Genomic DNA, 23289 nt, shown 5'->3' on the forward strand with positions numbered 1-23289 from the left:
AATTTCTATCCTCGATTAATAATAACGTCGAAACGATGATTTGTATAGTGTTTTTCAAAAGAAAAAGCAGCCTACTGGCTACTTTATTCACTCGATTGCGTTGTGTTAAAAAAATCGTGTTGATTTTTTTTCTCTTTTTTTGCGGATGGCTGTTTTGACTCTCGCTTTCCCATCACACCATCGGATTCGTAGCTTAAACGAAACGTTGACTTTTTGTCCATATTGCCGCCCTCCCTTTTCGTTGTCCATATCTTTACTTTATGTAAAAATGGAATGATTTAGTCAAAAATGTCATGAGATGTTCATGAATATTTTTACATATTGCTGCTCATTAACTTATAATAAGGGATAAGGAGGGTATACAAATGGAAATTGTCATTAAACCAAAAGCATTTGAGTGGTACAAAGAAGAGTTAGATTTGCACGAAGGTGATTTTGTTCGCTTTTTTGCCCGTTATGGCGGATGCGGCACCGTGCAAAAAGGTTTTTCTCTCGGAATTACGAAAGAAACTCCTATTCATCCGAAGGCGCAAACGACGGTGGATGGGGTAACCTTTTTTATCGAGGATAATGATATATGGTATTTTGACAACCACGATTTAATCGTCGATTTTAACGAACAAGCAAACGAACCGGTGTTTTTAGTCCAATAACATAGAAGGAGCTAGCTCATCCGATTTAAGAGCTAGCTTTCTTTTTAATTACGGCAATCGTACAGCGGGAAACACAGACGAGTCTTTGCTGTTCGTCAACGATTTTAATGTCCCATACCATCGTCGTTTTGCCGCGGTGAAGAACCGTTCCTGTAGCGGTGACGATGCCGCTTCGTACAGCACGAATGTGATTCGCATTAATTTCAAGGCCAACGACACTTTCCGTTTCATGATTGACAAGTGCATAGGCACCAATGCTTGCAACCGTTTCCGCTAACGCCACAGAAGCGCCGCCATGAAGCAAGCCGAATGGTTGATGGGTGCGATGGTCGACCGGCATTGTCGCGACAATGTGTCCTTCCGCTAATTCGGTAATCTCAATACCTAACGCCTCCAGCAATGTGCCTTTTGCCATTTCTTTTACATTCATTTTCCTCTTCCCTTCGTTTACCGTAAGTGAAATCGTTCAATATGGTCGATTAGTCCTTCTTGTTGTAAAATGTTTTTTTGTTTCTCCCCTAATAAATCAAAATGAGGAAACGAATTGCGCTGATGGATCCATTCTTTTCGTAATCCATATTTTATCCCCCATGCAGCCAGCTTGTTTACATCGCCACAGCCCACTTTCGTCACTGTCGTATACTCGGGAAATCGGGGATCATACCAAAAATGGGTGAGAAAAGCAATTTCACCATTTTGTACTTTCTCTTTCCATGCATCTAATTCCTGCTTGCGAATGCCAAATGCCATATGTATCACCTTACTTTTTCGCCCGTTCATAAGCTTCGTGCCAGTCTGGAAAATATTTGCGAATTACAATTGGGCGAAATGAATCGCGCTTGACACAAACATGTTGCGATCTTCCAGTTACAGCAAGCTCGCCGTCAGGAGTAAAAATTTCGTATCCATATGTTACACGAATTCCGTCATATGCCTCAATCCATGTTTTAATGGTGGCCGTTTCCCCATAATGAAGCGGCTTTTTATAGGAAACGTGAAGGTCAATCACAGGAGAAATAATCCCTTCTTTTTCCATATCAGCATAATGAAATCCTAACTGTTTAATTAACTCTGTTCGCCCCACTTCCATCCAAATAAGATAGTTGGCATGATATACTACTCCCATTTGATCCGTTTCTGCATAACGGACTTCGATTTGCTTTTCAGCAATTTTCATCATTGTTCACCTCCGTTATCCTCACTTTTCCATACAAATGTATCACTTTTATATCTTATCACACTAATCCAGAAAGCCAACAATAAAAAAGAGTTACCCTGTAAACAGGATAACCCCGGTATGCTATATTTTATGGCTTTCACAAATTTGTTATTGATAACTGTTTTCGCGTGACGCTGCTTCGTCTTTAATTTCCGCACGCATAGCAGCGATGGCTTCTTCACGTCGTTTGTTTTTTGCAGCAATTTGTTCACGTTCTTCCGGTGAAGAAAACTGCATCGTTTCATGTGCTTTCTCAATATTTTCTATCGTATTTTGCACCATGTCTTGTAATTTTTCGACATTATCGCTACGGTCGTCTGGATTCGGTCGCTGGTAAGCCATCGTCGTTCCTCCTTCAAAATCGATGTTTACTTCTTATTTTTAATTTCTAATAATTATATTATGTTAACAAAAGGTTACTCACCCTTTGTCTGAATGACTTGGGCGTGTTGTCCAGATTGATCTTGCATTTGTTTCCCTTTATTTCCTCCAGCGGCACGAGGTTGGGTGCCTAGATGGTTCGGGACGAAATGCTTACGGCTTCCTTTCGGATTACTCATGTACCTCGCCTCCTCACCATCTAGTCTATCCGCTTCGTTTTATGCTATACATGGCTTATTCTGCTTTTTCCAAAATACGCTCTTCAAGTTTCTGTTCAATTTTTTCCATTGCTTTTTCGTCATTTAATAATTGGCGTTTGTTTTCCATAACGAGTTCTTCAAATGTAAACTTCCGGATTTTTCTCATGTTCGCGCCCTCCCTCTCTACTTATTATAATTTTAGTAATTACCAAAATAGATAAAATTTATTACAACTTTTCAAAAAATAAAAAAAGCATCTTCCATGCGGACAGATGCTTTCGTTAGCGGAGTTTAGCTGTAATTTCCACCATTTGTTTGTATGTCATCGGGCCGACGATTTTTTTGCGAATGACGCCATTAGAGTCAATGAGATAAGATGTTGGGAGCGTTTGAATGTTATATAACTTCAATATTTTCCCTTTCTCGTCAAGCACAACCGGAAAAGTGATTCCATATTTTTGGATAAAAGGTTCCACTTTTTGACGTTCGTCTTGCGATGTTAAATGAACGGCTAACAATTGAACCTCGTTTTTGTATTCTTGGTAAAATTTCTGCATTGCTGGCATTTCTTCACGACAAGGTGGACACCAAGTTGTCCAAAAGTTAACGATAACCGGCTTGCCACGAAAATCGGATAAGTGAATCGATTGGCCGTCGATGGTTTTCAAAGCGAAATCGGGTGCGGTATCCCGAACCGAAAGACCTACTTCCTTGCTTTGCCCTGCCGCGAGCGCCTGCCAAATTCCGTACCCAGTGAGGCCAAGCAGCAATATGATCGCTACTAGTTTTTTCATTTCCTTTTCCCTCCCACTATGTTTTATTTAATCATAAAAAGAGCATGAAAAAAAGAGAAAAGGCTGTCAAAACGACCAGCCTTTGTTCGTTAACGAATATTTTTATGTTCATTTTTCATTTTTTTCGCTTCAACCTCAGCATATGAAGCGAATTCATTGTTAAAACCGTTTTTTTGTTTTGCGTTATTGTTGCGTTGTGCGTTAGCATTTCCAAGCTTTGTTCGTCCCACATGATTCACTCCTTTACAAAAGGGTATATGGATAGTCTCAGTGAATCACAAAAAAATATGCTGTTATTTTTCTCCTGTGGCGATAGGGTTGTCAGGATAAGAAATCCAATCACTCCAGCTTCCGACATATAAGCGCACGTTCGTATATCCAGCTTCATACAGGGCGAGAACATTCGGGCAGGCTGTTACACCTGAACCGCAATACACAATGATCGGATCTTTCTTTCGGAAAGAAGCAAACCGTTTTTCTTGTTCGCTCGGTTGTTTCCACTTTCCCTCGCTCGTGACACTTTCGCGCCAAAAGATGTTTTGTGCTCCCGGGATATGGCCAGCGATTCGGTCAATCGGTTCTTCGATGCCTAAATAACGCTTTCGTTCGCGCGAATCGATTAAAATAGCTGAGGATTCATGAACTGCATGCCGTACGTCGTCTACAGTCGCCAAAAGAGATGGTTGAAGGGCAGGAAGAAAGGAACGTTTTTTCACTGTGATGATGTCTGATGTTGTTGAGTAGCCTGCTTCTTTCCATCTTGTATAGCCCCCGTCTAATACGTATACCCGCTCGTGCCCAAGATAGCGAAGCAGCCACCAAAAACGAGCAGCCATGGCACCATCTTGTTCATCATACGCAACGACGGTCATCGTTCCATCAATTCCGGCTGACGATAGTTTCGTCACAAGATCGTCGATGGATGGGAGCGGATGCCGCCCCCCATGTTCTTGAACAGGCCCTGATAAATCCTTCTCTAAATCAAAGTATAAGGCACCCGGGATATGATCGCGGATGTATTCGTTAATTCCACGGGAGGCATCCCCAAGGTAAAAACGGCAATCAATGATACGCACATTGTCATCGTGCAAGCGCTCAGCCAGCCATTCGTGCGAGACAATATAATTCATTTTGTTTCCCCTCACTTTTTTAGCCGTTTGACATATTCTTTAACCATGTCGACGGTGACATATTTTCGCTGTGGAACGATGCCTTGTTTGGCAAGCTCGTTCATTTGTTTGGTTATTTCATTAATTTTTTCAACCGTAAACGGTTGACCGTTTTGGCAAAGCGCTACTGCCTCGTCAATATATTGTTCTCGTTTCGCCTCAAGCTGTAAAAATTGCTTGACGATCGCATGTTGTTTCTGTGAATGTGCGGTAATCGCTTGATGAACTTCACTCATTTTGGTTCTCCTTTCGTTGTTGCTCTTTTTCCATTAATGCTTGAACGTGTGGCTTTGGCGTCCAACAGCGAAATTGGTAATACGGTTTTGTTTCATAACCAAGCCGCTGGCAATACGTATAAAGACCTTGGTCGCTTTTGCGAATGCCGTAATGAATACATGTAGCGCAAGCATGAAAACGGCTCATCTTATCGCTCCTTTTATACCCCTAATAACGCCCAGACGAACTCATCAAGCACACGAGCGTCGATCGTTTCGCCGGAAGGCAATGAGTCGATCATCGTTGGCTCGATGTTAATAAGCGGTAATAACCGATCGACAGAAAAAAAGCGGAGAGCAATTCGCTCGCCTTGTTTGGCTTTTTGTAACAAACAGACGAGTTCGCTCATTGTTTCATCCCCATCGCTTAAATGTAGAAGCGAAAGCGGGGGGAGTGTCCGATTTTGAACGATCCAACGGACGGCTAATGCTCCGCGCAATGCTTGCACATACGTTTTGATATACGCCCTACTCCCTTGTTCTTTTCTTGCCAATTCCTTACTATTTCTTTTTGCCAGTGAATGATAATGATGCGCTAATCGCCGCAACGAGTAGTACCGCTGTATCATCGCGTTCATTTTATTATAAAAGAAATCGTCTTTGTTATAAATAATAGGAGAGAGAAACCACTCGTAAAGCGACGGATTCGATTTTGTGAACAGTTTGAGTGCTTTAAATACATCCCAACTATGCAACTCGACAGGCGGAAGCGATTCGCTCCACGTTTCGCGTACGCTCGAAACGGACAAATACGAGCGTACGGGCTTTATCGTAATAAGCCGAACATCATAATCGCTTCCGGGAGCAGCGATTCCATAGGCTCGGCTTCCCGCTTCACAAGCGTACAAAATGCGCACGTTTTGTTCTTGCTGTAGCGTCGTAATCCGTTTGTGAATGTACTCGTTCATGCTCTCTCCCCTAACAAATGAGCCAGTTGATTTTCACACTCGCGCAACCGTTCCATATCGACCCGCTCGGTTAACGTCGTCATAAGACCGGCAAAGTAATCGTCGACTTGTTGTTCGATGAAAGCAGAGAGACGGGCAATAGCTTTCTCGTATTCCTCTTTATAAAATGCAAAGAGGCGTTGTTCATGTTCCGCGACATATTCGTTGATCGGCTGTTGCAATTGTTTTTCTATTTCTTCCTTCATCAATCGTTTTTCGTCCCGTTCAAAAAACGATTTCGCGTTTTTATAAAGCGATAAGGCTTTTTTAAACCGTGTGGCATCAATATGTTCCAAACCTATCGCAAATTCCATTGTCATAAACGGTTCTTGCTCCATTTTAGAAAGCGGGATGCCTTCATGAATGCGGTAAATGCTGTTGGTAAGCTCAGCAAAGTGCTCTTCTACCTTAGAGATCAAAAAACGTTCAATCCGCAAACTTGTCGCTCGCATTTCCTGAGCTAAATCAAAGCCGACGGAATGAAGCAACTCTTGTAAACAATTTTGCAACGCCTGAGTTACATCGCGGCCATCATCGCGCAAGGAAGCTGGATTGAATGCCTCTTTAAACCAGTCGTTCAAACGAAATGAAATGCGCTGCTTCACATAATACACCAACTCAGAAATTTCTTGCTTTAAAGCTTGAAGATCATGATCAATGCTGAGCGAAGGTAACAGCTGTTGGATCATCGCTTGGGCGCTTGCTAACGTTTTGAGCTTTGCAGCTTTTTCCTCGTTGCTCTGTTCAGCTTCTTTGATATAGTCCCGAAGCGTCATTTTCGCGCGCTCCATTTCCGCGTACGCCCCTGCCACCGCCACTTCTGCTAATTCATCCATCATAAAACGGGTAAAATCTTCTTCAAACTGGCGAATCCCAGATTCAGTTAAAATACCGTATCCGCTTTCTGCTTTTGCCCCTGTTTTCTCATCGAGAGCGAAGCGGCTTGAGAGAGCATAAAGCCGCGGAGAGCGAATACCAAAACGCGCAAGCTGATCTTCAATGTATGCAAGAACCGTCTGTAATTCTTCATGAGAATGGGCTAAATCAGCCGCATTGACAACAAAGAACATTTTATCCATCGTAAACGTATCTTTCACACGACCAAGCTGGATAAGAAATTCACGGTCTGCTTTGGAAAAAGCATGATTATAATACGTTACGAATAAAACAGCGTCAGCGTTTTTGATATATTCAAAAGCGACTCCCGTATGGCGAGCGTTAATGGAGTCGGCCCCCGGTGTATCAACAATGGTGATTCCTTGCCGGGTGAGAGCACAGTCATAATGGAGCTCAATCCATTCGACAAAGCAAGCGGTCGCCTCATCCGCAACATATTGTTCAAACTGTTCTAGATCAATCTGTAAGGTGCGACCGAGCTGCTGTTCCATGCGAACATAGCCAGAAACAACAGATTGAATAAACGAATAATGAGGTTTTTCCCGAGCATCGACCTTTTCAATTTGCAATGCTTTTTCACTCAGCGCTAGCGCCTCTTCTAGCGTTTCGGCTTTCATGTGGAAATAGCGCAGCGAGGCTTGCAAATCTTTGAGCAATTGTTGTGATGTTTTTAGCTGCACGATCACGGTACCGTGTGGACACTCATGAGTCGGCGGAACGATTTTATTAATCGTTGCGGTTGTCGGATTCGGTGACGATGGCAGCACTCGCTCTCCCATTAGGGCATTTGCAAACGACGATTTCCCTGCGCTAAACGCTCCAAATAACGCCACTGTAAACGTACGATGTTCTAATCGTTTTGCTTTTTCTGTTAACTCATGAACAAGACGATTCATCCCCGCTATTCCGTCGATAAAATGAGCCGCTTTCCGTAAATGTTCAATCGCCCGTTGTACTTTTTGTCCCGTTTGTTCATGGCGACCGATCGCTCGTTCATGTTTTGTTTCCGCTTTTTCGTTACGCGAAGGGACTTGAGGCTGTTTGTGATCATTCTCCTCAATTTTCACTGGTAACGTTTCCGATATAAGCGCAGCTATGCGCTCCTCATCGATTTCCGGAAATGATTCGTCTGTCTCTACAACGTGGAGCAGCTGCACATAAATCTGTTCTCGTTTTTGTTTGAGCGCATTCAACTGTTGAATAAGCTTATATTTCGCTGTTTCTTTTTCGATTTCGCTTAATAAGTGCTGACGTTGTTCATTTGTTTTCTCTTGCCATTTAGACAATAAAATAGCAAACAAGCGCATTGCTTCATCACGGTATCGCTTTTTCAACTCATTTGCTACATCATGGGTATAGTTCAACACATACTCCCCTGTTAGGCCTGCTCCTTTTTTAACGAGGTTACGCAATACTTCTTCCTTCCACGCTACTGTCCATTGTTGACATTCGCCTATGAGCCTTGCATCAGCAAGACCATGCTGCTTTAAAAAACGCACGAGCAGTTCGCGAAGGTGCCACTCCATTTGCGAAATCGCTTTTTCTTTCAGATTTTCGTAAAAAGCTCGCAATCGATTCGTCCGTTCTTGTTCTGTTTTTGATTTTGTGAAGAAAAGACCTACCTTAAAATCAGATTGAATAGATTCTAAGTATGCTTTGGCGAGTTCGCGCGTTTCAAACGGCATGATATAGGCATGCTCAAGGATATCATCTAGTTCTTTTCGAAATTGCGCTTCTGCTTCAGAACAAGCCGCTTCAAGCGCCTGCAGCTCATTTTTCATGTTGGCTAGGCGTTCACATACAACGTTCTCTTCTGTTTCATGGCTTTGCCTTTCAGCAAGGCGAACGTGAATTGCTTCTTCTGCTTCCGCATCGCGATGTTGCAACCATGCAAGGTGATCATCAATAAGCCGTTTCGCAGCAATCTCCACACCATACATGAACCGTTCTTCTTTTTCATGAAACAACGTTTGTAAACATTGTACGAGTTCATTGAATTCATTATACGGATGGTTCTGTTCCTTTAGAGAAGTAAAGAACATGCGTTCAACCGGCACTCTCCAATCACGAAACGCGTCATAAACGGTTTGCCGAAACTGCAAAAACGACAGTTCCTGATCGCGATGCTTATCAATCTGATTCACAATAAGATACAGCGTTTTTCCATAACTCGTTAGCTCTTTTGTGAATTGAAAATTAAGTTCAGACTGAACATGATTATAATCCATCATATAAAACACGACATCGGCTAAATGAAGCGCGGATTCCGTTGCAAGTCGATGCGCATCATCAGTCGAATCAATTCCCGGTGTATCCATCATCACAATTCCTTTTGGAATGCGCGAGGTATATCGGCTAATTTCGATCGCTTCAATCGCATCTCCGTTTTTGCAATGTGCGCGAATTTGCTCATAGTCATACGGCGCTGCATATTCAACGGGCGGCTCATGTTTATAAAACACACGAACATACTCTCGTCCTGATTTCACTTTTACAAGGTTCGCGCTCGTCGGAATCGGACTTGATGGCAGGAGAGGCTCGCCAAGCAATGCATTGATGATGCTTGATTTTCCAGCAGAAAAATGGCCGCAAAAAGCGATGGCAAACTCTTCATTCGCCGCTTTTTGCAACAGCTGGCGCGCTTTTTTCACATTCGCTTCATCACCTCGGTTTGCAAATTCTTCATGAATATACGTTAATTTTTTTAACCATTGTCGCAATGATGATTGTTGCGTAACATGGACCATATCCAAAACCCCTTATGTTTGCATCGTATACAATCATTTTACTGTATTTACGCACATTTCCCAATACAAAAAATTGCAAAAATCCCGTCAATTATTTGACGGGACGAAATGGAAAGAAACGTGGACGATCACGAAATTTATGTTTGTAATTGGTCATCGCTGAAAGCGCTTGTTCTTCGGTAGAAATCCGAATCGATAATAAAAAGGCGTTCAACACCGAAAAGATGAGCGCCGTCCAATACGCTTCAAATAACAAGGGAATCAGAATCATTTCCAAGGTGACAATGAGATAATTCGGATGACGTAACCAGCGATATGGTCCTTTAACGACGACATGAGCATTTGGCAGCACTAGAATTTTCGTATTCCAAAGTCGCCCTAACGACCAAAGTGTCCATATGCGTAACCCTTGAACAGCGGTAAAGAAACTAAAAAGAAACGGCCACCATGGCGAAAGCTGTCCCCCTTTTAATGTGGCTTCGATCCAAAACGAAACGAAAAACAATGCGTGCATGGCCACGATCCACGGATAGTGACGAGCACCAAATTCTTTTGCTCCCGTTGCTTTCAATACACGCTCATTCCGCTTAGCGATCGCTAGCTCAACAAGCCGCTCACCAACAATAAAAAAGAAAAAGGCATAAAAGACCAATCATCCTCACTCCCATCGCAATAAAATGAGCTCAGCGCTAAATCCTGGTCCGAGCGCGACCATAAGCCCGTATTCACCACGCTGAATTGACGCTTTCATAAACTGTTCAAGCACAACATATACCGTGGCTGACGACATATTTCCGAACATTCGTAAAACTTGAAATGATGCCTTTGTTTTTTGCTCATCAATTCCAAATGCATCTTGATAAGCAGCAATCACTTTTTTTCCACCGGGATGAGCAATAAAGTGAGCGATATCGCTCATCGCTAGGTTGTATTGCTGTAAAAACGATTCTACGTTCGGTTTGAGCCACGAGCAAATAAGCGACGGAATGTCTTTCGAAAAAACGACGAACAATCCGTCATCGCGGATGTCCCATCCCATCACATCTTCTGAGTCGGGCATCAGCACTGATTGCGTCGCTACAATGCGCGGTCGAATGCGCTCGTCCAATGCTGCATCTCCGGCAACACAAAGACACGCTACTCCGTCAGCAAACAGCGACGTGCCAATCAAATTGCTTTTCGAATCGTCCTGGGGCTGAAACGTTAAACTGCAAAACTCTGCTGCGATCACAAGCACTTTGGCATTTGGAAAGGCGAGACAATACTCATACGCACGCGCTAATCCAGCCGCTCCCCCTGCACACCCTAATCCCCAAATCGGGATTCGCTTTGTATGCGGTGAAAAAGGGAGCATATTCATAATTCGTGCTTCAATGCTGGGAGTTGCCAACCCGGTTGTCGATATGTAAAAGATCGCTTCAATTTCATCGTAAGAAATAGGTCTCACTAAAAGCGTTGTATTTTGCAAACAGCGTTGTATCGCTTCACAACTGTAGTGAACGGCGCTTTTTATATATAAATCATTTTTTTCGGAAAACCGATGTTTTTCTTGATACCACTCAAGCGGTTGAACGAAATATCGCGATTCAATTTCACCGTTTTCAAAGATGTTGAGCAATCGATCAATATGTGGAAATGAGTGCTCAAATAGTTGTTTCGTATATCCGCGAACGTCTTCCTGCTTCACTTTGTAAGGCAATGACGCCGTTCCAACAGAAACAATAGCTGGCATAATAACACCTCAATTCTTTCCAATCACTGCTTACAGCTAATATTCCCTTTATCATCACAGTTATGCAAATACTTCCATTAGTTCATGATACAAAGAAAAAATCCGTTTTCTTTTGGCACACCAAAAGAAAACGGATATATAGATCATTATGAAACCTGTTGTTCATGAAGCGATGGAACAGATTGCACTCTTTTTTTCGCCGGTAACACGTTAAAGACAATGTTAAGGAGGATCGCGGTGACACTGCCTGCAACAATGCCATTATCTGTTAAAATTCTTATGCTTGACGGTAACTCCGCAAATAAATTAGGAACAGCTGTCACCCCAAGCCCCATGCCGACCGAACAAGCAATGATAAATAAGTTTTCCTGAGATGTAAATTCAACGCAGCTTAACATTTTTATTCCGTATGCGATGACCATCCCGAACATTGCTACCATCGCTCCGCCTAGTACCGGAGCCGGGATGATCGTTGTCATCGCCGCGATTTTCGGAATCAATCCAAGCACGACGAGCATGGCTCCGGCAACATAAATCACTTGGCGCGTCTTTACTCCGGATAGCTGAAGAAGGCCGACGTTTTGCGAATACGTCGTGTACGGAAATGCATTGAATAATCCGCCCAAGATAATCGCTAATCCTTCCGCACGGTAACCGTTCGCTAAATCCTTGTCCGTCAACGGACGTTTACAAATATCGCTCAAGGCAAAATAAACACCTGTTGACTCGACGAGACTGACTGTTGCGACTAAAATCATCGTTAATATGGCGGTTATATTAAACGTCGGCATGCCAAAATAAAATAATCGAGGCATATGGAACCACGAAGCTTCACTTACGGCGCTTAGATCCACTTTTCCCATCCACGCTGCTACAATCGTCCCCGCCACCATGCCGAGTAAAATTGCAATCGAACGAATAAATCCAGTAAAAAAGCGGTATAAAAAGATAATAAATAACAACACACCGAACGAAAGAGCAATATTGCTGATATCTCCAAAATCTTTTGCCCCTTGTCCTCCTGCCATATTATTCATCGCCGCAGGAATGAGAGTAAGCCCAATCACGGTCACGACAGAACCGGTCACAATCGGCGGGAAAAACATACGCAGCTTACTAAAATATTTTGCGACGATAACAACAAATACTCCTGCAGCGATAATCGCTCCGTATACAGCGGACATCCCATAGTGTTGACCAATGGCAATAATCGGACCTACAGCGGTAAACGTACAACCCAGCACAATCGGAAGACCAATGCCAAAAAACTGATTTTTCCACACTTGAAGCAATGTCGCGATTCCGCACATGAACAAATCAATTGCCACAAGATATGTAAGTTGTTCTGTCGACAGTTTTAGTGCGCTGCCGACGATAAGAGGAACAATAATCGCTCCCGCGTACATGGCAAGGACATGCTGAAGTCCTAAAGAGAATAGCTTCATCGGGTTCATGGGCACACCACCTCTTCTGCAAATTGCACCTTTCCACCTTGCAGGGAAGCAATGCGCGCAAGTGATACAACGCGAAAACCGCGATTCCGTAATAATGTTCCCCCGTCTTGGAACGCTTTTTCAATAACAATCCCAATGCCAGCCACTTTTGCATTCGCTTGTTTTACTATTTCTGTTAACCCTAAAGCCGCTTGGCCATTAGCTAAAAAATCATCAATGATAACGACGTGGTCATCTTCATGAAGCAATGATCGCGAAACAGAAATTTCTGTTTCTTCCTGTTTCGTAAACGAATAAACCTTCGCTGTATATAAGTCGTTTTGTAGCGTTAATGACTTCCGTTTTCGGGCAATCAAAAGAGGCACCCTTAACGCATACGCTGTCATCAGCGCTGGACTAATACCCGATGATTCAAGCGTCAAGACTTTCGTAACACTCTCGTTCTGAAACGTTTTTGCAAATGTTTCCCCAATCCGCTTCATCAGCACCGGATCAACTTGATGATTTAAAAAGCGATCCACTTTGAGAACGTGCTCGGAAAGAACTTCCCCTTCTTCTACAATTTTTTCAATCAGTTCACGCATGTTGTTCCTCCTTTAAAAATAAAAAAGCTTAAAAAACACCGACCTCACTCATGCATGAGTCAGGCAATGTCTTTTAAGCCGTAAACGGGCAATGATTGACGCCACTTCACTGAGACACTGGGGCCATAAACGTCAACCTCACCCAACCGTTTCTGACATTGCCACTCATAGTCGGTCGATTTACGGTCGACCGGTAGAGACTTGCAGGCCATATTCCTGCAATTATATGAGTGAGTCAGCTATATAAAGTTACTAGCAGTATAGCATGGTTTTCTGAATTTGGAAAGAGTTTTTTCAAAAAACACGAACAATTATATAAAAAAACACATCATAGTTCGTTTTCTATCTCCTCATCATCATTCCTTTCCTAAGACAGACGTTCACAATATTTTCACAAGTTTTTGCGGCTTCATGCGGCGAAAATCACTGTCGTATCAATTTTTTACTGTTATGATAGTGACAAAGTAAGGAATGAACAATTTGTGAAATGGTAAAACGCTCCTACCATTTTCTAACTAGTTTTGTATGATAAAAGTGTAGAAAGTTCTGGGGGATTCAGAAAGGAGGGTATGGGAGGATGTCAAAAACAGAGCTACACCACTCAAAGACAAACGTCAGAGTATCAGAAGAACAAACATCATTAAAAGGAACACTCACCTCTGTTTTTTTACTCGGTTTTTTCCTTATTTTCACATGGGTTAGCGTCTATTTCTTGTTTTTACATCGTCTATAAATGAAAGGAGAGAAAAGGCGATATGCATATGCATAAATATGAAAAAGTTTGGCTCGTGTTCGGAATTGGCTGCTTATTTGTGTTTCTAACAATTGTTGGAGTAAGCGCATTCGCCGAAGGCAACCAGCCTCCAAGCTGTTTAACAACGATCGACCCTGAGAAAGTAGATCAAACTCCGCCATTTAACAAGCCGGGGTTAGTAAAAACAGGGGATAATGAATACCAGCTTAACATTGTTGCTTCCGCATTTGCTTATACACCGAACCAAGTGGAAATCCCAAAAGGAGCAAAAGTTACGATCAATGTCACATCAAAAGACGTCATTCACGGCTTTGAAGTCGTAGGAACAAATATTAATATGATGGTTGAGCCCGGATATGTGAATTCATTCACAAAAACCTTTGATAAAACCGGGGAATATACCATTTTATGCAACGAATATTGCGGTGCCGGCCACCATATGATGACGGCAAGAATTAAGGTGGTGGATAAACAATGAATGAAACATTGAAAGTGGATCGTCGCGATGCGAGATTAGCATTGGCACATATTTACGTCGCATTTATCGCATTAGGATTAGGGGGATTAGCCGGTTTATTACAAACGTTAGTGCGTTCTGGAAAGTTTACGCTTCCAGCCAACATTAGCTACTATACGATTTTAACAACACATGGTGTATTGCTTGGGCTTGTATTAACAACATTCTTTATTATCGGCTTCCAATTTGCCGCGATAAGCCGAACAGCCGGTACGTTTTCCGATCGCGTCCGTTTTTGGGGTTGGATCGGCTTTTGGACAATGACGTTTGGTACGGCAATGACCGCTTTCTTCATTTTAACAGGTCAAGCTTCTGTTCTTTACACATTTTATGCACCCTTACAAGCACATCCTGGCTTTTATCTTGGTTTAACACTTGTCGTTGTCGGAAGCTGGATGAGCGGCTTTGCGATGTTCGCGCATTATATGAAATGGAAAAAAGAACATCCAGGCCAAGTAAGCCCTCTTCTCACCTTTATGGCTGTTGTGAACATGGTTTTATGGCTAGTCTGCACATTAGGCGTTGCGGCAACTGTTCTTATTCAATTATTACCTTGGTCTTTAGGTCTTGTCGATCGAATTAACATATTAGTCAGCCGGACATTGTTCTGGTATTTTGGACATCCGCTTGTCTATTTCTGGTTACTGCCGGCTTATATGATATGGTATGTGGTCATTCCAAAAGTCATAGGTGGAAAAATTTTCTCTGACTCACTAGCTCGTTTAGCGTTCATTTTATTCTTGATTTTCTCAATTCCAGTCGGATTCCACCATCAATTATTGGAGCCAGGAATTGAGCCTTTTTGGAAATATGTACAGGTTGTTTTAACGTTTATGGTCGTAATTCCATCTTTAATGACCGCTTTCTCAATGTTTGCGACTTTTGAAATGTACGGTCGTTCAAAAGGTACTACAGGACTTTTCGGATGGTTGCGTAAACTTCCTTGGGGAGATGCGCGTTTCTTCGCACCGTTTGTAGGAATGGTATTCTTTATTCCTGCCGGTGCCGGCGGAATTATCAATGCTTCTCACCAGTTAGACCAAGTCGTGCATAATACGGTTTGGGTTACTGGGCATTTCCACTTAACAATAGCAACAACGGTCGTTCTCACCTTCTTCGGTGCAGCATATTGGCTCATTCCGCATTTAAGTGGACGAGTGATGACAAAAGCAATGAATCGATTAGCAATCATCCAAACGGTAGTATGGGCTGTTGGGATGTGCTTTATGTCCGGTTCGATGCACTTTGCTGGTCTGCTTGGCGCGCCGCGTCGTTCCGCGTTTTCCACATACGGAAACTCGCCACAAGCGCTTGAATGGATTCCATATCAGATTGCACAAGCAGTCGGTGGAACAATTTTATTCATCGGTATTATCTTAGTACTTGTCATTGTAACCAACTTGGCATTCTTTGCACCAAAAGGAGAAACAGAGTTCCCTGTTGGCGAAGCCGCTGAAAGCACAGAACGTACACCGCTTGTGTTAGAAAACTGGAAGCTTTGGATCGGTATTACTGTCGTACTTATTTTAATTGCTTACACCATTCCGTTTATCGATATGATTCAAAACGCTCCTCCGGGTTCAAAAGGTTATAAGCTATGGTAGAAGTGAATCCCCTCCCGAACAAGGAGGGGATTTCGTTTATAACCGATAAATCGCTTTATATTTTTCTTCTAAGTATTGAATAAGATAGTCGGCATTCAATCCTTCACCGGTCGCTTCTTGCAAAATATCAAGCGGCTTTTTTGTTTTGCCAAAGCGATGAACGTTGGCCGTTAGCCATTCGCGAATCGGGAGCAACTCCCCTCTTTCTAGTAACTCATCAAAATGAGTAAGGTCTTTAATCATCGCGTTTTTTAATTGCGCGGCATATATATAGCCAAGAGCATAGGAAGGAAAATAACCGAAGCTTCCTCCCGACCAATGCACATCCTGCAAGACGCCAACCGCATCATTGCCGGGACGAATGCCGAGATATTCTTCATACTTATCATTCCAAATATCTGGCAAGTCTTTCACTTCAATCGTTCCATTGAATAGCCCTTTTTCAATTTCGTAACGAATCATAATATGTAACGGATATGTTAATTCGTCGGCTTCAATGCGAATGAGCGACGGTTTCGCTTCATTAATCGCGCGATAAAACTCATCGAGCGGTACGTTCGCAAATTGTTCTGGCGCATATTGCTGTAAAAGCGGATAATTTCGTTTCCAATATGAATAATGGCGGCCGATGAAGTTTTCATAAAATAATGACTGTGACTCGTGAATGCCCATTGATGTTCCTGTACATAACGGGGTACCGATGAGCTCTTTAGAAATATGCTGCTCATACAAAGCATGACCGCACTCATGAATCGTTCCAAACAGCGCTGTGCGGAAATCGCGCTCATCGTATCTAGTCGTAATGCGAACATCGTTTGGATTAAGCCCAATCGCAAACGGATGGACGGTTTCATCTAAGCGGCCCGCCGCAAAATCATAACCGAGTTCGCGCAACAATTTCAGGCTAAACGCCCGCTGCTTCTCTTTCGGAAACGGGTGAAATAAAAACGACGTTTCCGGTTTGTGCGGTGAAGCAACTACCGCTTTCACAAGCGGGACAATGCGCTCCCGTAATTTCGCAAATACCTCATCTAACACATCAACGGTGATTCCAGGTTCATATAAATCTAACAGCGTATTGTACGGATTTCCATTGTATCCCCAATATTCAACAAATTTTTTATTAAACTCCACTAGTTTCTCTAAATACGGGCGAAACATCGCAAAATCGGACGCCGCTTTCGCCTCTTCCCACACGCTCTCCGCTTTCGATTGTAACACGACATACTCTTTATATTCGTCCGCCGGAATTTTTTTATTTCGTTCATATTCTTTTTTGCATTCCGCAAGCGTATAGCGAGCAACTTCAGATAGTTGTTCTTGCACATCTCTTGGCGAAAGTTTCGCAATATATGCTGCCATCTCTTCAGATGTCGACATTTTAAACACTTCGTGGGAAAGAACACCGATTACTTCGGAGCGTTGCTCAATTCCTTTTTTCGGCGCTCCTGTTCGCATATCCCAATACATCAATTGAATGGCTTCATTGTAACTCATCATTTTTTTCACATAATGTAAAAATTGCTGCTCTATATTTTTGATCATGACTCATCCCCCTATCGCTTCGTTCGCCACATATATAATTCCATTGAAAACGCCAATCTCCTCTTTTTTTATGACAAAAAGAGGGAAGAATATTATTCTTCCCTAACATCCGTCGGCAACACATCTTTTACCGCTTCAATGACTTTTTCATGTTCATCATTTGTGATAAAAATCGAAACGATTCCACGGTCTTCATGAGTGCGGATGAGGCGGCCCACCCCTTGGCGTAACCGCAATAACATATACGGAACGTCAACATCCCAAAACGGGTTGTCATACGCTTTTCGTTTCGCCTGAAATACTGGATCATTCGGCGGATATGGAAGCGACCAAATGATGACGTTCGATAGCGACGGTCCTGGGATATCGAGTCCTTCCCATAAATGCTCAGCACATAAAATCGTTTCTTCTTCAGCTTGGAACGTAGCCACGAGTTCACTAATTTCGCGGTCTCCTTCAAACAAAAAGGAAAATTCGCTCTCTTGAGAAGCGACTGCCTTGAATTGTTGTAATTCTTGTCTCGATGGGAACAAAATAAGCGCTCGGCCTTGTGTTTCGCGTATTTTTTGTAAAGCGTAGTTATATTTTTGCGAAAATAGCGTCTCGTCATTTGAAAACGTCGGCATATAAATCGTCATTTGCTCGTCATAATCAAACGGTGAATCGACGCTAAACGATAAATACTCATCAATCCCTAAGCTTTCGGCAATGTATGTAAATGATTTGCGATTCGATAATGTCGCTGATGAGAAAATAAACGGCATTCGCTTGCTGAATACTTTTTCGCGCAATACTTCTTGTACAGTACGCGGCATAATGACAAGCGTCTTTCCTTCGTCAGACGCTTCTAACCACGTAATCGCTTCACGGTTATGGATGAAAAGATGCAATGAATGTTCGATTTGATCTAAATATTCATCGACAATATTTAGCTGGTAATGATCGATCGTATACGTCTCGCTTTCAAACACAAGCTCGTTACCAATCTCGCCGATTTTTCCATGCAGCTGTTTCGCAAGGCGAACAAGTTCCGGAGAAAATGTAATTTCCTGACGGTTCGACCCGGCTACCTCGGTAGAACATGCTAAAAGCTCAGCAAAAAAGCGGTCGCTGATTTGTAACGTGTCTTCAATTAAATAAGCAAGCTCTTCTCGGATATCGTTTTCTAATAAGCGCGTTAATAACGTCTCTAACGTCGCTTCTTTCATGCGATACGTCAACGCTTTTTGCGCGGCAAACTCTAATAAATGCCCTTCGTCAAACACGACACAGCTCGCTTCCGGCAAGAGTGGAAGTTGTCCTTCCCGTTTGCGCGCTTCATAGGTCCAGACGTGTTCCATGTAAAAATCATGCGAACAAACAATTAAGTCAGCTGCTTTTCGGTAATGTTCACGCGACAACGTTTGTCCGCAGCGATGTCTCTTTTCACATGTAAAGCAATCTTGAAACGGATCCCACGCGATTTTTTTCCATTGTTCGTCACTTAAATGGGCATATTCCTTTCGATCGCCGTAATGGTGGAACGCCTGCAACGTTTTGTTATCATGAACAAAGGCAGGGAGCTCGTCAAAAATCTGTTCATAAAGCTCAATGTCGTCATCGTGAAGCAAGGCTTCATCGAGCTTATTTAAACATAAGTATTGGTCTGGTGATTTGGCTAAACGCACATCGATATGTAAATTCAAAATTCGCGATAGTTTTGCAATATCCCCTTCTTTTTTCACTAACTGTTCAATGAGAGTTTCATCGGCACAGGCAATAATCGCCGGTTTTCCCGTATAACGCGCATAACAAATGGCATATAGCAAATACACAATTGTTTTTCCAGTCCCTACTCCTGCTTCAGCAAACATAACCTTTTTCTCTTTAAAAGCACGCTCTAACTGAAACGCCATATATACTTGCTCGTCCCGCAATTCGAATCCTGCTTCCGGTAAAATGTCGTAAAAGACATCACCGATCCATTCGTTTAATTTATCAAAAAAGTTCTCGTTTTTCTCTAACGTAAAAGGATAGCGCTCACGGCTCATCGTCTGAAAAACCTCCAAAATAATAAGAGTCACAAATTATTATTATCATCGATATTTTCTCAGAAGTCAATAAAAAAGGAACGAACCGCTTGACTCGGTACTTAAAAACATAGAAGGTTTTTCAAACAACGAACCGTCACGTTAATCATGTCGAGCGGTTATACCCTAAATGTACTTGACAATACATATGTAAATGCCTGTTTCCATACATCTTTAGCAACTTTAATTTGTTTTAGCCTTTCCGTTTCGACATCATGCTGCTCTAAGAGAGTATAGGTGTTGTCGAGCGCTTGGGAGATCTTTAATAAATCAACAGACGGTTGCCTCATCGTAAACCACCTCTCCAGAAAAATAACATCTTTACAATATTTGTATTCTATGCGAAGAAATGAGAGATCATTCTTGTATTTTTCGATTCAACAAAAAAACCACACTTCCTTGCAGGCAAGTGTGGTCCATTTTTATGAATCAATAATCATGTTTTGGAGGCCGCGGTCCCCAGTATTGATAGTAATGTGTTTCAATAAAACCGTTAAACAGTTTGCGACGTTTCGTTGCTGTTTTGCCGTAATGCTTCTCGAACTCTTTATGAGACGTTAAAATGTAAATCGACCATGTATCCAATTTCGCGAACGTCTTTCCCATGTCTTTATACATTTGTTCCACTTCTTTCCGTTCTCCTAGACGCTCGCCATACGGCGGATTGCCGACAATAACACCATATTGTTTTTTTGAGGTAAAATCTTTCACCTGCATTTGCTTAAACGTAATGAGATCGCTTAATCCTGCCTCAAGCGCATTTTCTTTGGCGACATCTACCATACGGTGGTCGATATCAAAACCGTAAATGTCGAGAGGCTGGTCGTAATTTGCTAAATCTTCCACTTCCTCTCGCGCTTGTTCCCACGTTCGCTTGCCGATCCACTCCCACTGTTCGGAAGCAAACTCGCGATTAAACCCTGGGGCGATGTTTTGACCGATGAGTGCTGCTTCGATCGGAATCGTTCCAGAGCCGCAAAACGGATCGACAAATGGACGATCCGGCGTCCAATTCGTTAATTGAATAAGAGCGGCAGCCAACGTCTCTTTTAACGGAGCTTCCCCTTGAGCAACGCGGTAGCCTCGCTTATGCAAGCCGGCGCCGCTTGTGTCGATCGTAAGTGTCGCAATATCTTTATGCAACGCCACTTCAACGCGATAGAGTGGACCGTTTTCTTCAAACCATGATACCCGATACTGCTGCTTTAAGCTTTCTACAATCGCTTTTTTGACGATGGCTTGACAATCCGAAACGCTAAATAATTGCGATTTCACGGACTTTCCGATGACCGGAAACTCGGCATTGACCGGAATATAATCCACCCAAGGAAGCGCTTTAGTCTGTTCAAACAACTCGTCAAACGATGTTGCCTTAAATTCTCCGACCTTGAGCTTGATGCGGTCGGCGGTACGAAGCCACAAATTAGCGCGACAAATCGCTAACTCATCGGCTTCAAACGTCACTTTTCCGTTCTCCACCTGACATTCGTAACCGAGGCGGCGTACTTCGTCGGCTACAATCGACTCGATTCCCATTGCTGCTGTCGCGACCAATGTTATATTTCCCATATTCGTCACCTAATCCTTCATGTTGTCTATATGTAGTATAAACATGTTTCCCCGTTGATGTAATAAAAATGCGAAAAGCTCTCCCTCTATGCAGGAGAGCTTTTCATCATACTATATCGGCCGTTAATAATGTTCTGTAAGCCATGTTTTGTACCTTCGTACTGCAAGCGGCTTATCACCTCGTACTCCGGCGGTAATCATCTATCTACAGATGAAAACTTCATCTGTCCTTCCCTCCGTTCATTTCCTTCGGGAAGGTGCCCCTACCATCATTTGGGTTTCTCGCTCGTGGGGTTTACCGCGTTCCACCTCTAAGGTTTCCCTTAGAGCTCCGTCACTGTGGCACTTTCAGGGTAATCGAACCATATCCTGTTAAGGACGTAGGTTCTTTCCCCGCCGTCAGCCCAGCCTTGCGCCAGACTGCCCTAGCTTATTGTTTCGCTAGGCACGAACACTACGGGCATCTCAGCACCGTGCGAGCATGGACTTTCCTCTACGACAAACAATTGTCGCAGCGATTACCCGAACATTATTAACGCCGTCTGCATATTGTAGTATAGTCGATTTTTCCGTTCAGTTCAATGGGAAATTTTCCGACTATGTACCGTCAATCATAAAGTTTGTTGCCAAACACATGCTTTTCTAAATTGGACAACCGCTGTAAAATATCAAAATTCGTTGTCCCCGCTTGTGTCGATGGGCGCTTTTGCAGCTCTTCGATTTGACGTTTTAAGCGCATATTTTCTTGCTGCAGTTCCTCGATTTCCTGCTGAAACGTTTCATAGTCTTTAATAATGATATCTAAAAATTGATCAACCTCGTCTTGATTGTACCCCCTCATGCTCACTTTAAACTCTTTTTCTAAAATGTCTTTCGCTGTTAACTTAATGCGACCCGCTAACATAGTTCTTCACCCCAATTCCAGTTCCGCTATCTTTTTCTTTATTTTTTCAGAAATCAAAACGATTGTCAATTTGCGACTCATCTGCTTGCGCTTCTTCTATGATAGCTTGCAAATCCGCAAAAGTAATGGGAAAAATGACGTATTTTTCTTTTTTCTTTGCAACTTCTAGCATATATCTCGGCGTTCCTTCTTTTTCCTCGTCATAGACGATGAGTAACCCATCGCTTTTTCGCACCATCCATTCATTTTTCATCCGAAACTGAGCAGGACTTTCGTACGGTCGCTTTGTAATACTGTCAACAAAATCAGCTTGCGAAACAATCCATTCATAATATTCTCGATTTGTTTCGCTCCATCGTTCTTCTTGATTTAGAAATGGCGTAAGTACAGCCAATTGTAAATGCGAATATGTCGCTTGTAAGTCATACACGACCTCTGCTGTCCAAAGCTCAACGCCCAATTGTCCGCTGATTACCACCCACTCCAAACCTTCGTCGATAAGTGAATGAAGACGCTTTTCGACCGCTTTTTTTATGTAAAAAACGGCAGGATGATCATTTGTAAAAATACCCAATTCATATGGTTTATAACCTGTCACGGCAAGCACTTTAACCAAAGGTGTCTCTCCTTTTATTTATAACATATAGTAAAACAGGAACTGATGATTCAGTTCCTGTTTTATCGCGGTTTAGTATCCCCATGGAAACGGAGCAGGGACACCGCAATGGAAATGTTGGTTCGCTACCTCATTCACAACCGATTCGGTGTGCGGGAAATAATGTTGATGTTGAAAAATATGATGGTTCACATGGGTTGTGTGAGATGGATGAATATGTGGCACAACCGTTGCATCGAAATAATGTTGTTCACAACATTTTGGTGGATGAACAATCGGTGCCACAACATGTGGTCTGCAATGCATATCGATTTCTCCTTTCTTTATCATAAGCTGTTCTTTACAATACTAGCCTATGATGAAAGGAGCGGACTCGTACTAGTATAGATACCCATTTTTCCCATAGATGTCTATGAATGGGCATCCCAAGTGCCAAATCCAAGCTTCCTTCACGTTAAATTTGTAAATACAACCGCAGTTAGGCAAACGACAACAAAAAACAAGTAGAAAATTTTCTTATACATGCTCCTCATCGTTCTTCTCTCCGTCCATTGCTTTCGTTTTCACGTTCTATTCCCAAAACATAATTGTACATATTTTTTGTTTTTTCTACAAGTTTCATCTATAAAAACAAAATTTTCTCTATTTTCTGTCGTATT

The 23289-nt window shown here is 42.6% G+C and carries 30 protein-coding genes, 1 other RNA gene and 1 riboswitch; of the genes, 4 read left to right on the forward strand and 27 right to left on the reverse strand.

Annotated elements, in window-relative coordinates; all coding sequences use genetic code 11:
• Positions 1-83: 83 nt before the first annotated feature.
• The gene (locus tag ISX45_RS07310) at positions 84-221 is read right to left on the reverse strand and encodes a hypothetical protein (RefSeq protein ID WP_181556270.1); all 138 of its coding nucleotides are present in this window, start codon (positions 219-221) and stop codon (positions 84-86) included.
• Positions 222-365: 144 nt separating this feature from the next.
• On the opposite strand from ISX45_RS07310, the gene ISX45_RS07315 reads away from it, so the two are divergent.
• Positions 366-653, forward strand: a complete 288-nt coding sequence (locus tag ISX45_RS07315; RefSeq protein ID WP_181556271.1) for a HesB/YadR/YfhF family protein — start codon at positions 366-368, stop codon at positions 651-653.
• 25 nt (positions 654-678) lie between these two features.
• Here the strand turns inward: ISX45_RS07315 and ISX45_RS07320 are convergent, their stop codons facing one another.
• From ISX45_RS07320 to ISX45_RS07400, 17 genes are all read right to left on the reverse strand, one after another.
• Positions 679-1083 (reverse strand): hotdog fold thioesterase, encoded by a 405-nt coding sequence (locus ISX45_RS07320; RefSeq protein WP_194520384.1) that lies wholly within the window; start codon positions 1081-1083, stop codon positions 679-681.
• A 17-nt stretch (positions 1084-1100) separates the two neighbouring features.
• Positions 1101-1403, reverse strand: a complete 303-nt coding sequence (locus ISX45_RS07325) for a hypothetical protein (RefSeq protein ID WP_181556273.1) — start codon at positions 1401-1403, stop codon at positions 1101-1103.
• 10 nt (positions 1404-1413) lie between these two features.
• Positions 1414-1830 (reverse strand): acyl-CoA thioesterase, encoded by a 417-nt coding sequence (locus tag ISX45_RS07330; protein WP_194520645.1) that lies wholly within the window; start codon positions 1828-1830, stop codon positions 1414-1416.
• 150 nt (positions 1831-1980) lie between these two features.
• A complete protein-coding gene (tlp, locus tag ISX45_RS07335) occupies positions 1981-2214 on the reverse strand; it encodes a small acid-soluble spore protein Tlp (RefSeq protein ID WP_194520385.1) in 234 nt (77 codons plus the stop codon).
• 74 nt (positions 2215-2288) lie between these two features.
• A complete protein-coding gene (locus ISX45_RS07340) occupies positions 2289-2432 on the reverse strand; it encodes an acid-soluble spore protein N (RefSeq protein ID WP_017437393.1) in 144 nt (47 codons plus the stop codon).
• Between the two features lie 55 nt (positions 2433-2487).
• Positions 2488-2619 (reverse strand): FbpB family small basic protein, encoded by a 132-nt coding sequence (locus tag ISX45_RS07345; protein ID WP_181556275.1) that lies wholly within the window; start codon positions 2617-2619, stop codon positions 2488-2490.
• 115 nt (positions 2620-2734) lie between these two features.
• Positions 2735-3247: a TlpA disulfide reductase family protein gene (locus tag ISX45_RS07350; RefSeq protein ID WP_194520386.1), complete on the reverse strand. Its 513-nt coding sequence runs from the start codon at positions 3245-3247 to the stop codon at positions 2735-2737.
• Positions 3248-3336: 89 nt separating this feature from the next.
• Positions 3337-3477, reverse strand: coding sequence for a hypothetical protein (locus ISX45_RS07355; protein ID WP_015864064.1), 141 nt, complete (start codon positions 3475-3477; stop codon positions 3337-3339).
• 63 nt (positions 3478-3540) lie between these two features.
• Complete coding sequence (locus ISX45_RS07360) at positions 3541-4377, reverse strand: sulfurtransferase (RefSeq protein WP_194520387.1); 837 nt, start codon at positions 4375-4377, stop codon at positions 3541-3543.
• A gap of 11 nt (positions 4378-4388) precedes the next feature.
• On the reverse strand, positions 4389-4652 hold the full coding sequence (locus ISX45_RS07365) for a YpbS family protein (protein WP_181556278.1): 264 nt from the start codon (positions 4650-4652) through the stop codon (positions 4389-4391).
• Positions 4645-4839, reverse strand: a complete 195-nt coding sequence (locus tag ISX45_RS07370) for a hypothetical protein (protein ID WP_181556279.1) — start codon at positions 4837-4839, stop codon at positions 4645-4647. The genes ISX45_RS07365 and ISX45_RS07370 overlap by 8 nt, the downstream gene beginning before the upstream one ends.
• A 13-nt stretch (positions 4840-4852) precedes the next feature.
• Positions 4853-5599 carry a nucleotidyltransferase domain-containing protein gene (locus ISX45_RS07375; protein ID WP_194520388.1) on the reverse strand — a complete coding sequence of 249 codons (747 nt, stop codon included), beginning with the start codon at positions 5597-5599 and terminating at the stop codon, positions 4853-4855.
• Positions 5596-9282, reverse strand: a complete 3687-nt coding sequence (locus tag ISX45_RS07380) for a dynamin family protein (RefSeq protein ID WP_194520389.1) — start codon at positions 9280-9282, stop codon at positions 5596-5598. Before ISX45_RS07380 ends, ISX45_RS07375 begins: the two co-directional genes overlap by 4 nt.
• 91 nt (positions 9283-9373) lie before the next feature.
• Positions 9374-9934 carry an isoprenylcysteine carboxyl methyltransferase family protein gene (locus ISX45_RS07385; protein ID WP_194520390.1) on the reverse strand — a complete coding sequence of 187 codons (561 nt, stop codon included), beginning with the start codon at positions 9932-9934 and terminating at the stop codon, positions 9374-9376.
• A gap of 6 nt (positions 9935-9940) precedes the next feature.
• Entirely contained in the window at positions 9941-11014 is a 1074-nt protein-coding gene (locus tag ISX45_RS07390) for a type III polyketide synthase (protein WP_194520391.1), read from the reverse strand.
• A 146-nt stretch (positions 11015-11160) separates the two neighbouring features.
• Positions 11161-12468, reverse strand: coding sequence for a nucleobase:cation symporter-2 family protein (locus ISX45_RS07395; RefSeq protein WP_194520392.1), 1308 nt, complete (start codon positions 12466-12468; stop codon positions 11161-11163).
• A complete protein-coding gene (locus ISX45_RS07400) occupies positions 12465-13052 on the reverse strand; it encodes a xanthine phosphoribosyltransferase (RefSeq protein WP_194520393.1) in 588 nt (195 codons plus the stop codon). The genes ISX45_RS07395 and ISX45_RS07400 overlap by 4 nt, the downstream gene beginning before the upstream one ends.
• Before the next feature lie 148 nt (positions 13053-13200).
• Positions 13201-13302: riboswitch (purine riboswitch) on the reverse strand.
• A 327-nt stretch (positions 13303-13629) separates the two neighbouring features.
• Here ISX45_RS07400 and ISX45_RS07405 point away from each other — a divergent pair.
• The 3 genes from ISX45_RS07405 to ISX45_RS07415 are packed head-to-tail and all read left to right on the forward strand — an operon-like array spanning position 13630 to position 15927.
• Positions 13630-13785 carry a cytochrome c oxidase subunit 2A gene (locus tag ISX45_RS07405; RefSeq protein ID WP_194520394.1) on the forward strand — a complete coding sequence of 52 codons (156 nt, stop codon included), beginning with the start codon at positions 13630-13632 and terminating at the stop codon, positions 13783-13785.
• A gap of 22 nt (positions 13786-13807) precedes the next feature.
• Positions 13808-14284, forward strand: a complete 477-nt coding sequence (locus ISX45_RS07410) for a cytochrome c oxidase subunit II (protein ID WP_181556286.1) — start codon at positions 13808-13810, stop codon at positions 14282-14284.
• Positions 14281-15927, forward strand: a complete 1647-nt coding sequence (locus ISX45_RS07415) for a b(o/a)3-type cytochrome-c oxidase subunit 1 (protein WP_181556287.1) — start codon at positions 14281-14283, stop codon at positions 15925-15927. Before ISX45_RS07410 ends, ISX45_RS07415 begins: the two co-directional genes overlap by 4 nt.
• A 36-nt stretch (positions 15928-15963) precedes the next feature.
• On the opposite strand, the gene ISX45_RS07420 is transcribed toward ISX45_RS07415, so the two are convergent.
• The 9 genes from ISX45_RS07420 to ISX45_RS19550 all read right to left on the reverse strand — a co-directional run bounded on the left by ISX45_RS07420 (position 15964) and on the right by ISX45_RS19550 (position 23154).
• A complete protein-coding gene (locus tag ISX45_RS07420; protein WP_194520395.1) occupies positions 15964-17472 on the reverse strand; it encodes a carboxypeptidase M32 in 1509 nt (502 codons plus the stop codon).
• Between the two features lie 92 nt (positions 17473-17564).
• On the reverse strand, positions 17565-19502 hold the full coding sequence (locus tag ISX45_RS07425; protein WP_181556289.1) for an ATP-dependent DNA helicase: 1938 nt from the start codon (positions 19500-19502) through the stop codon (positions 17565-17567).
• Positions 19503-19660: 158 nt separating this feature from the next.
• Positions 19661-19831, reverse strand: coding sequence for a hypothetical protein (locus ISX45_RS07430; protein ID WP_194520396.1), 171 nt, complete (start codon positions 19829-19831; stop codon positions 19661-19663).
• A gap of 139 nt (positions 19832-19970) precedes the next feature.
• Entirely contained in the window at positions 19971-21110 is a 1140-nt protein-coding gene (locus ISX45_RS07435; protein WP_194520646.1) for a THUMP domain-containing class I SAM-dependent RNA methyltransferase, read from the reverse strand.
• 132 nt (positions 21111-21242) lie between these two features.
• Positions 21243-21640, reverse strand: an RNA gene (gene rnpB, locus ISX45_RS07440) — RNase P RNA component class B.
• A gap of 77 nt (positions 21641-21717) precedes the next feature.
• Positions 21718-22014, reverse strand: coding sequence for a cell division regulator GpsB (gene gpsB / locus ISX45_RS07445; protein WP_181556291.1), 297 nt, complete (start codon positions 22012-22014; stop codon positions 21718-21720).
• Positions 22015-22060: 46 nt separating this feature from the next.
• Complete coding sequence (locus ISX45_RS07450; protein ID WP_194520397.1) at positions 22061-22630, reverse strand: SLOG family protein; 570 nt, start codon at positions 22628-22630, stop codon at positions 22061-22063.
• Positions 22631-22702: 72 nt separating this feature from the next.
• Positions 22703-22936, reverse strand: a complete 234-nt coding sequence (locus ISX45_RS07455) for a CotD family spore coat protein (protein ID WP_181556293.1) — start codon at positions 22934-22936, stop codon at positions 22703-22705.
• Between the two features lie 143 nt (positions 22937-23079).
• The gene (locus ISX45_RS19550; RefSeq protein ID WP_228485713.1) at positions 23080-23154 is read right to left on the reverse strand and encodes a hypothetical protein; all 75 of its coding nucleotides are present in this window, start codon (positions 23152-23154) and stop codon (positions 23080-23082) included.
• Positions 23155-23289: the final 135 nt, after the last annotated feature.

Source organism: Thermaerobacillus caldiproteolyticus, assembly GCF_015326725.1.
In the GTDB taxonomy this organism is placed as follows: Bacteria; Bacillota; Bacilli; order Bacillales; family Anoxybacillaceae; genus Thermaerobacillus; species Thermaerobacillus caldiproteolyticus.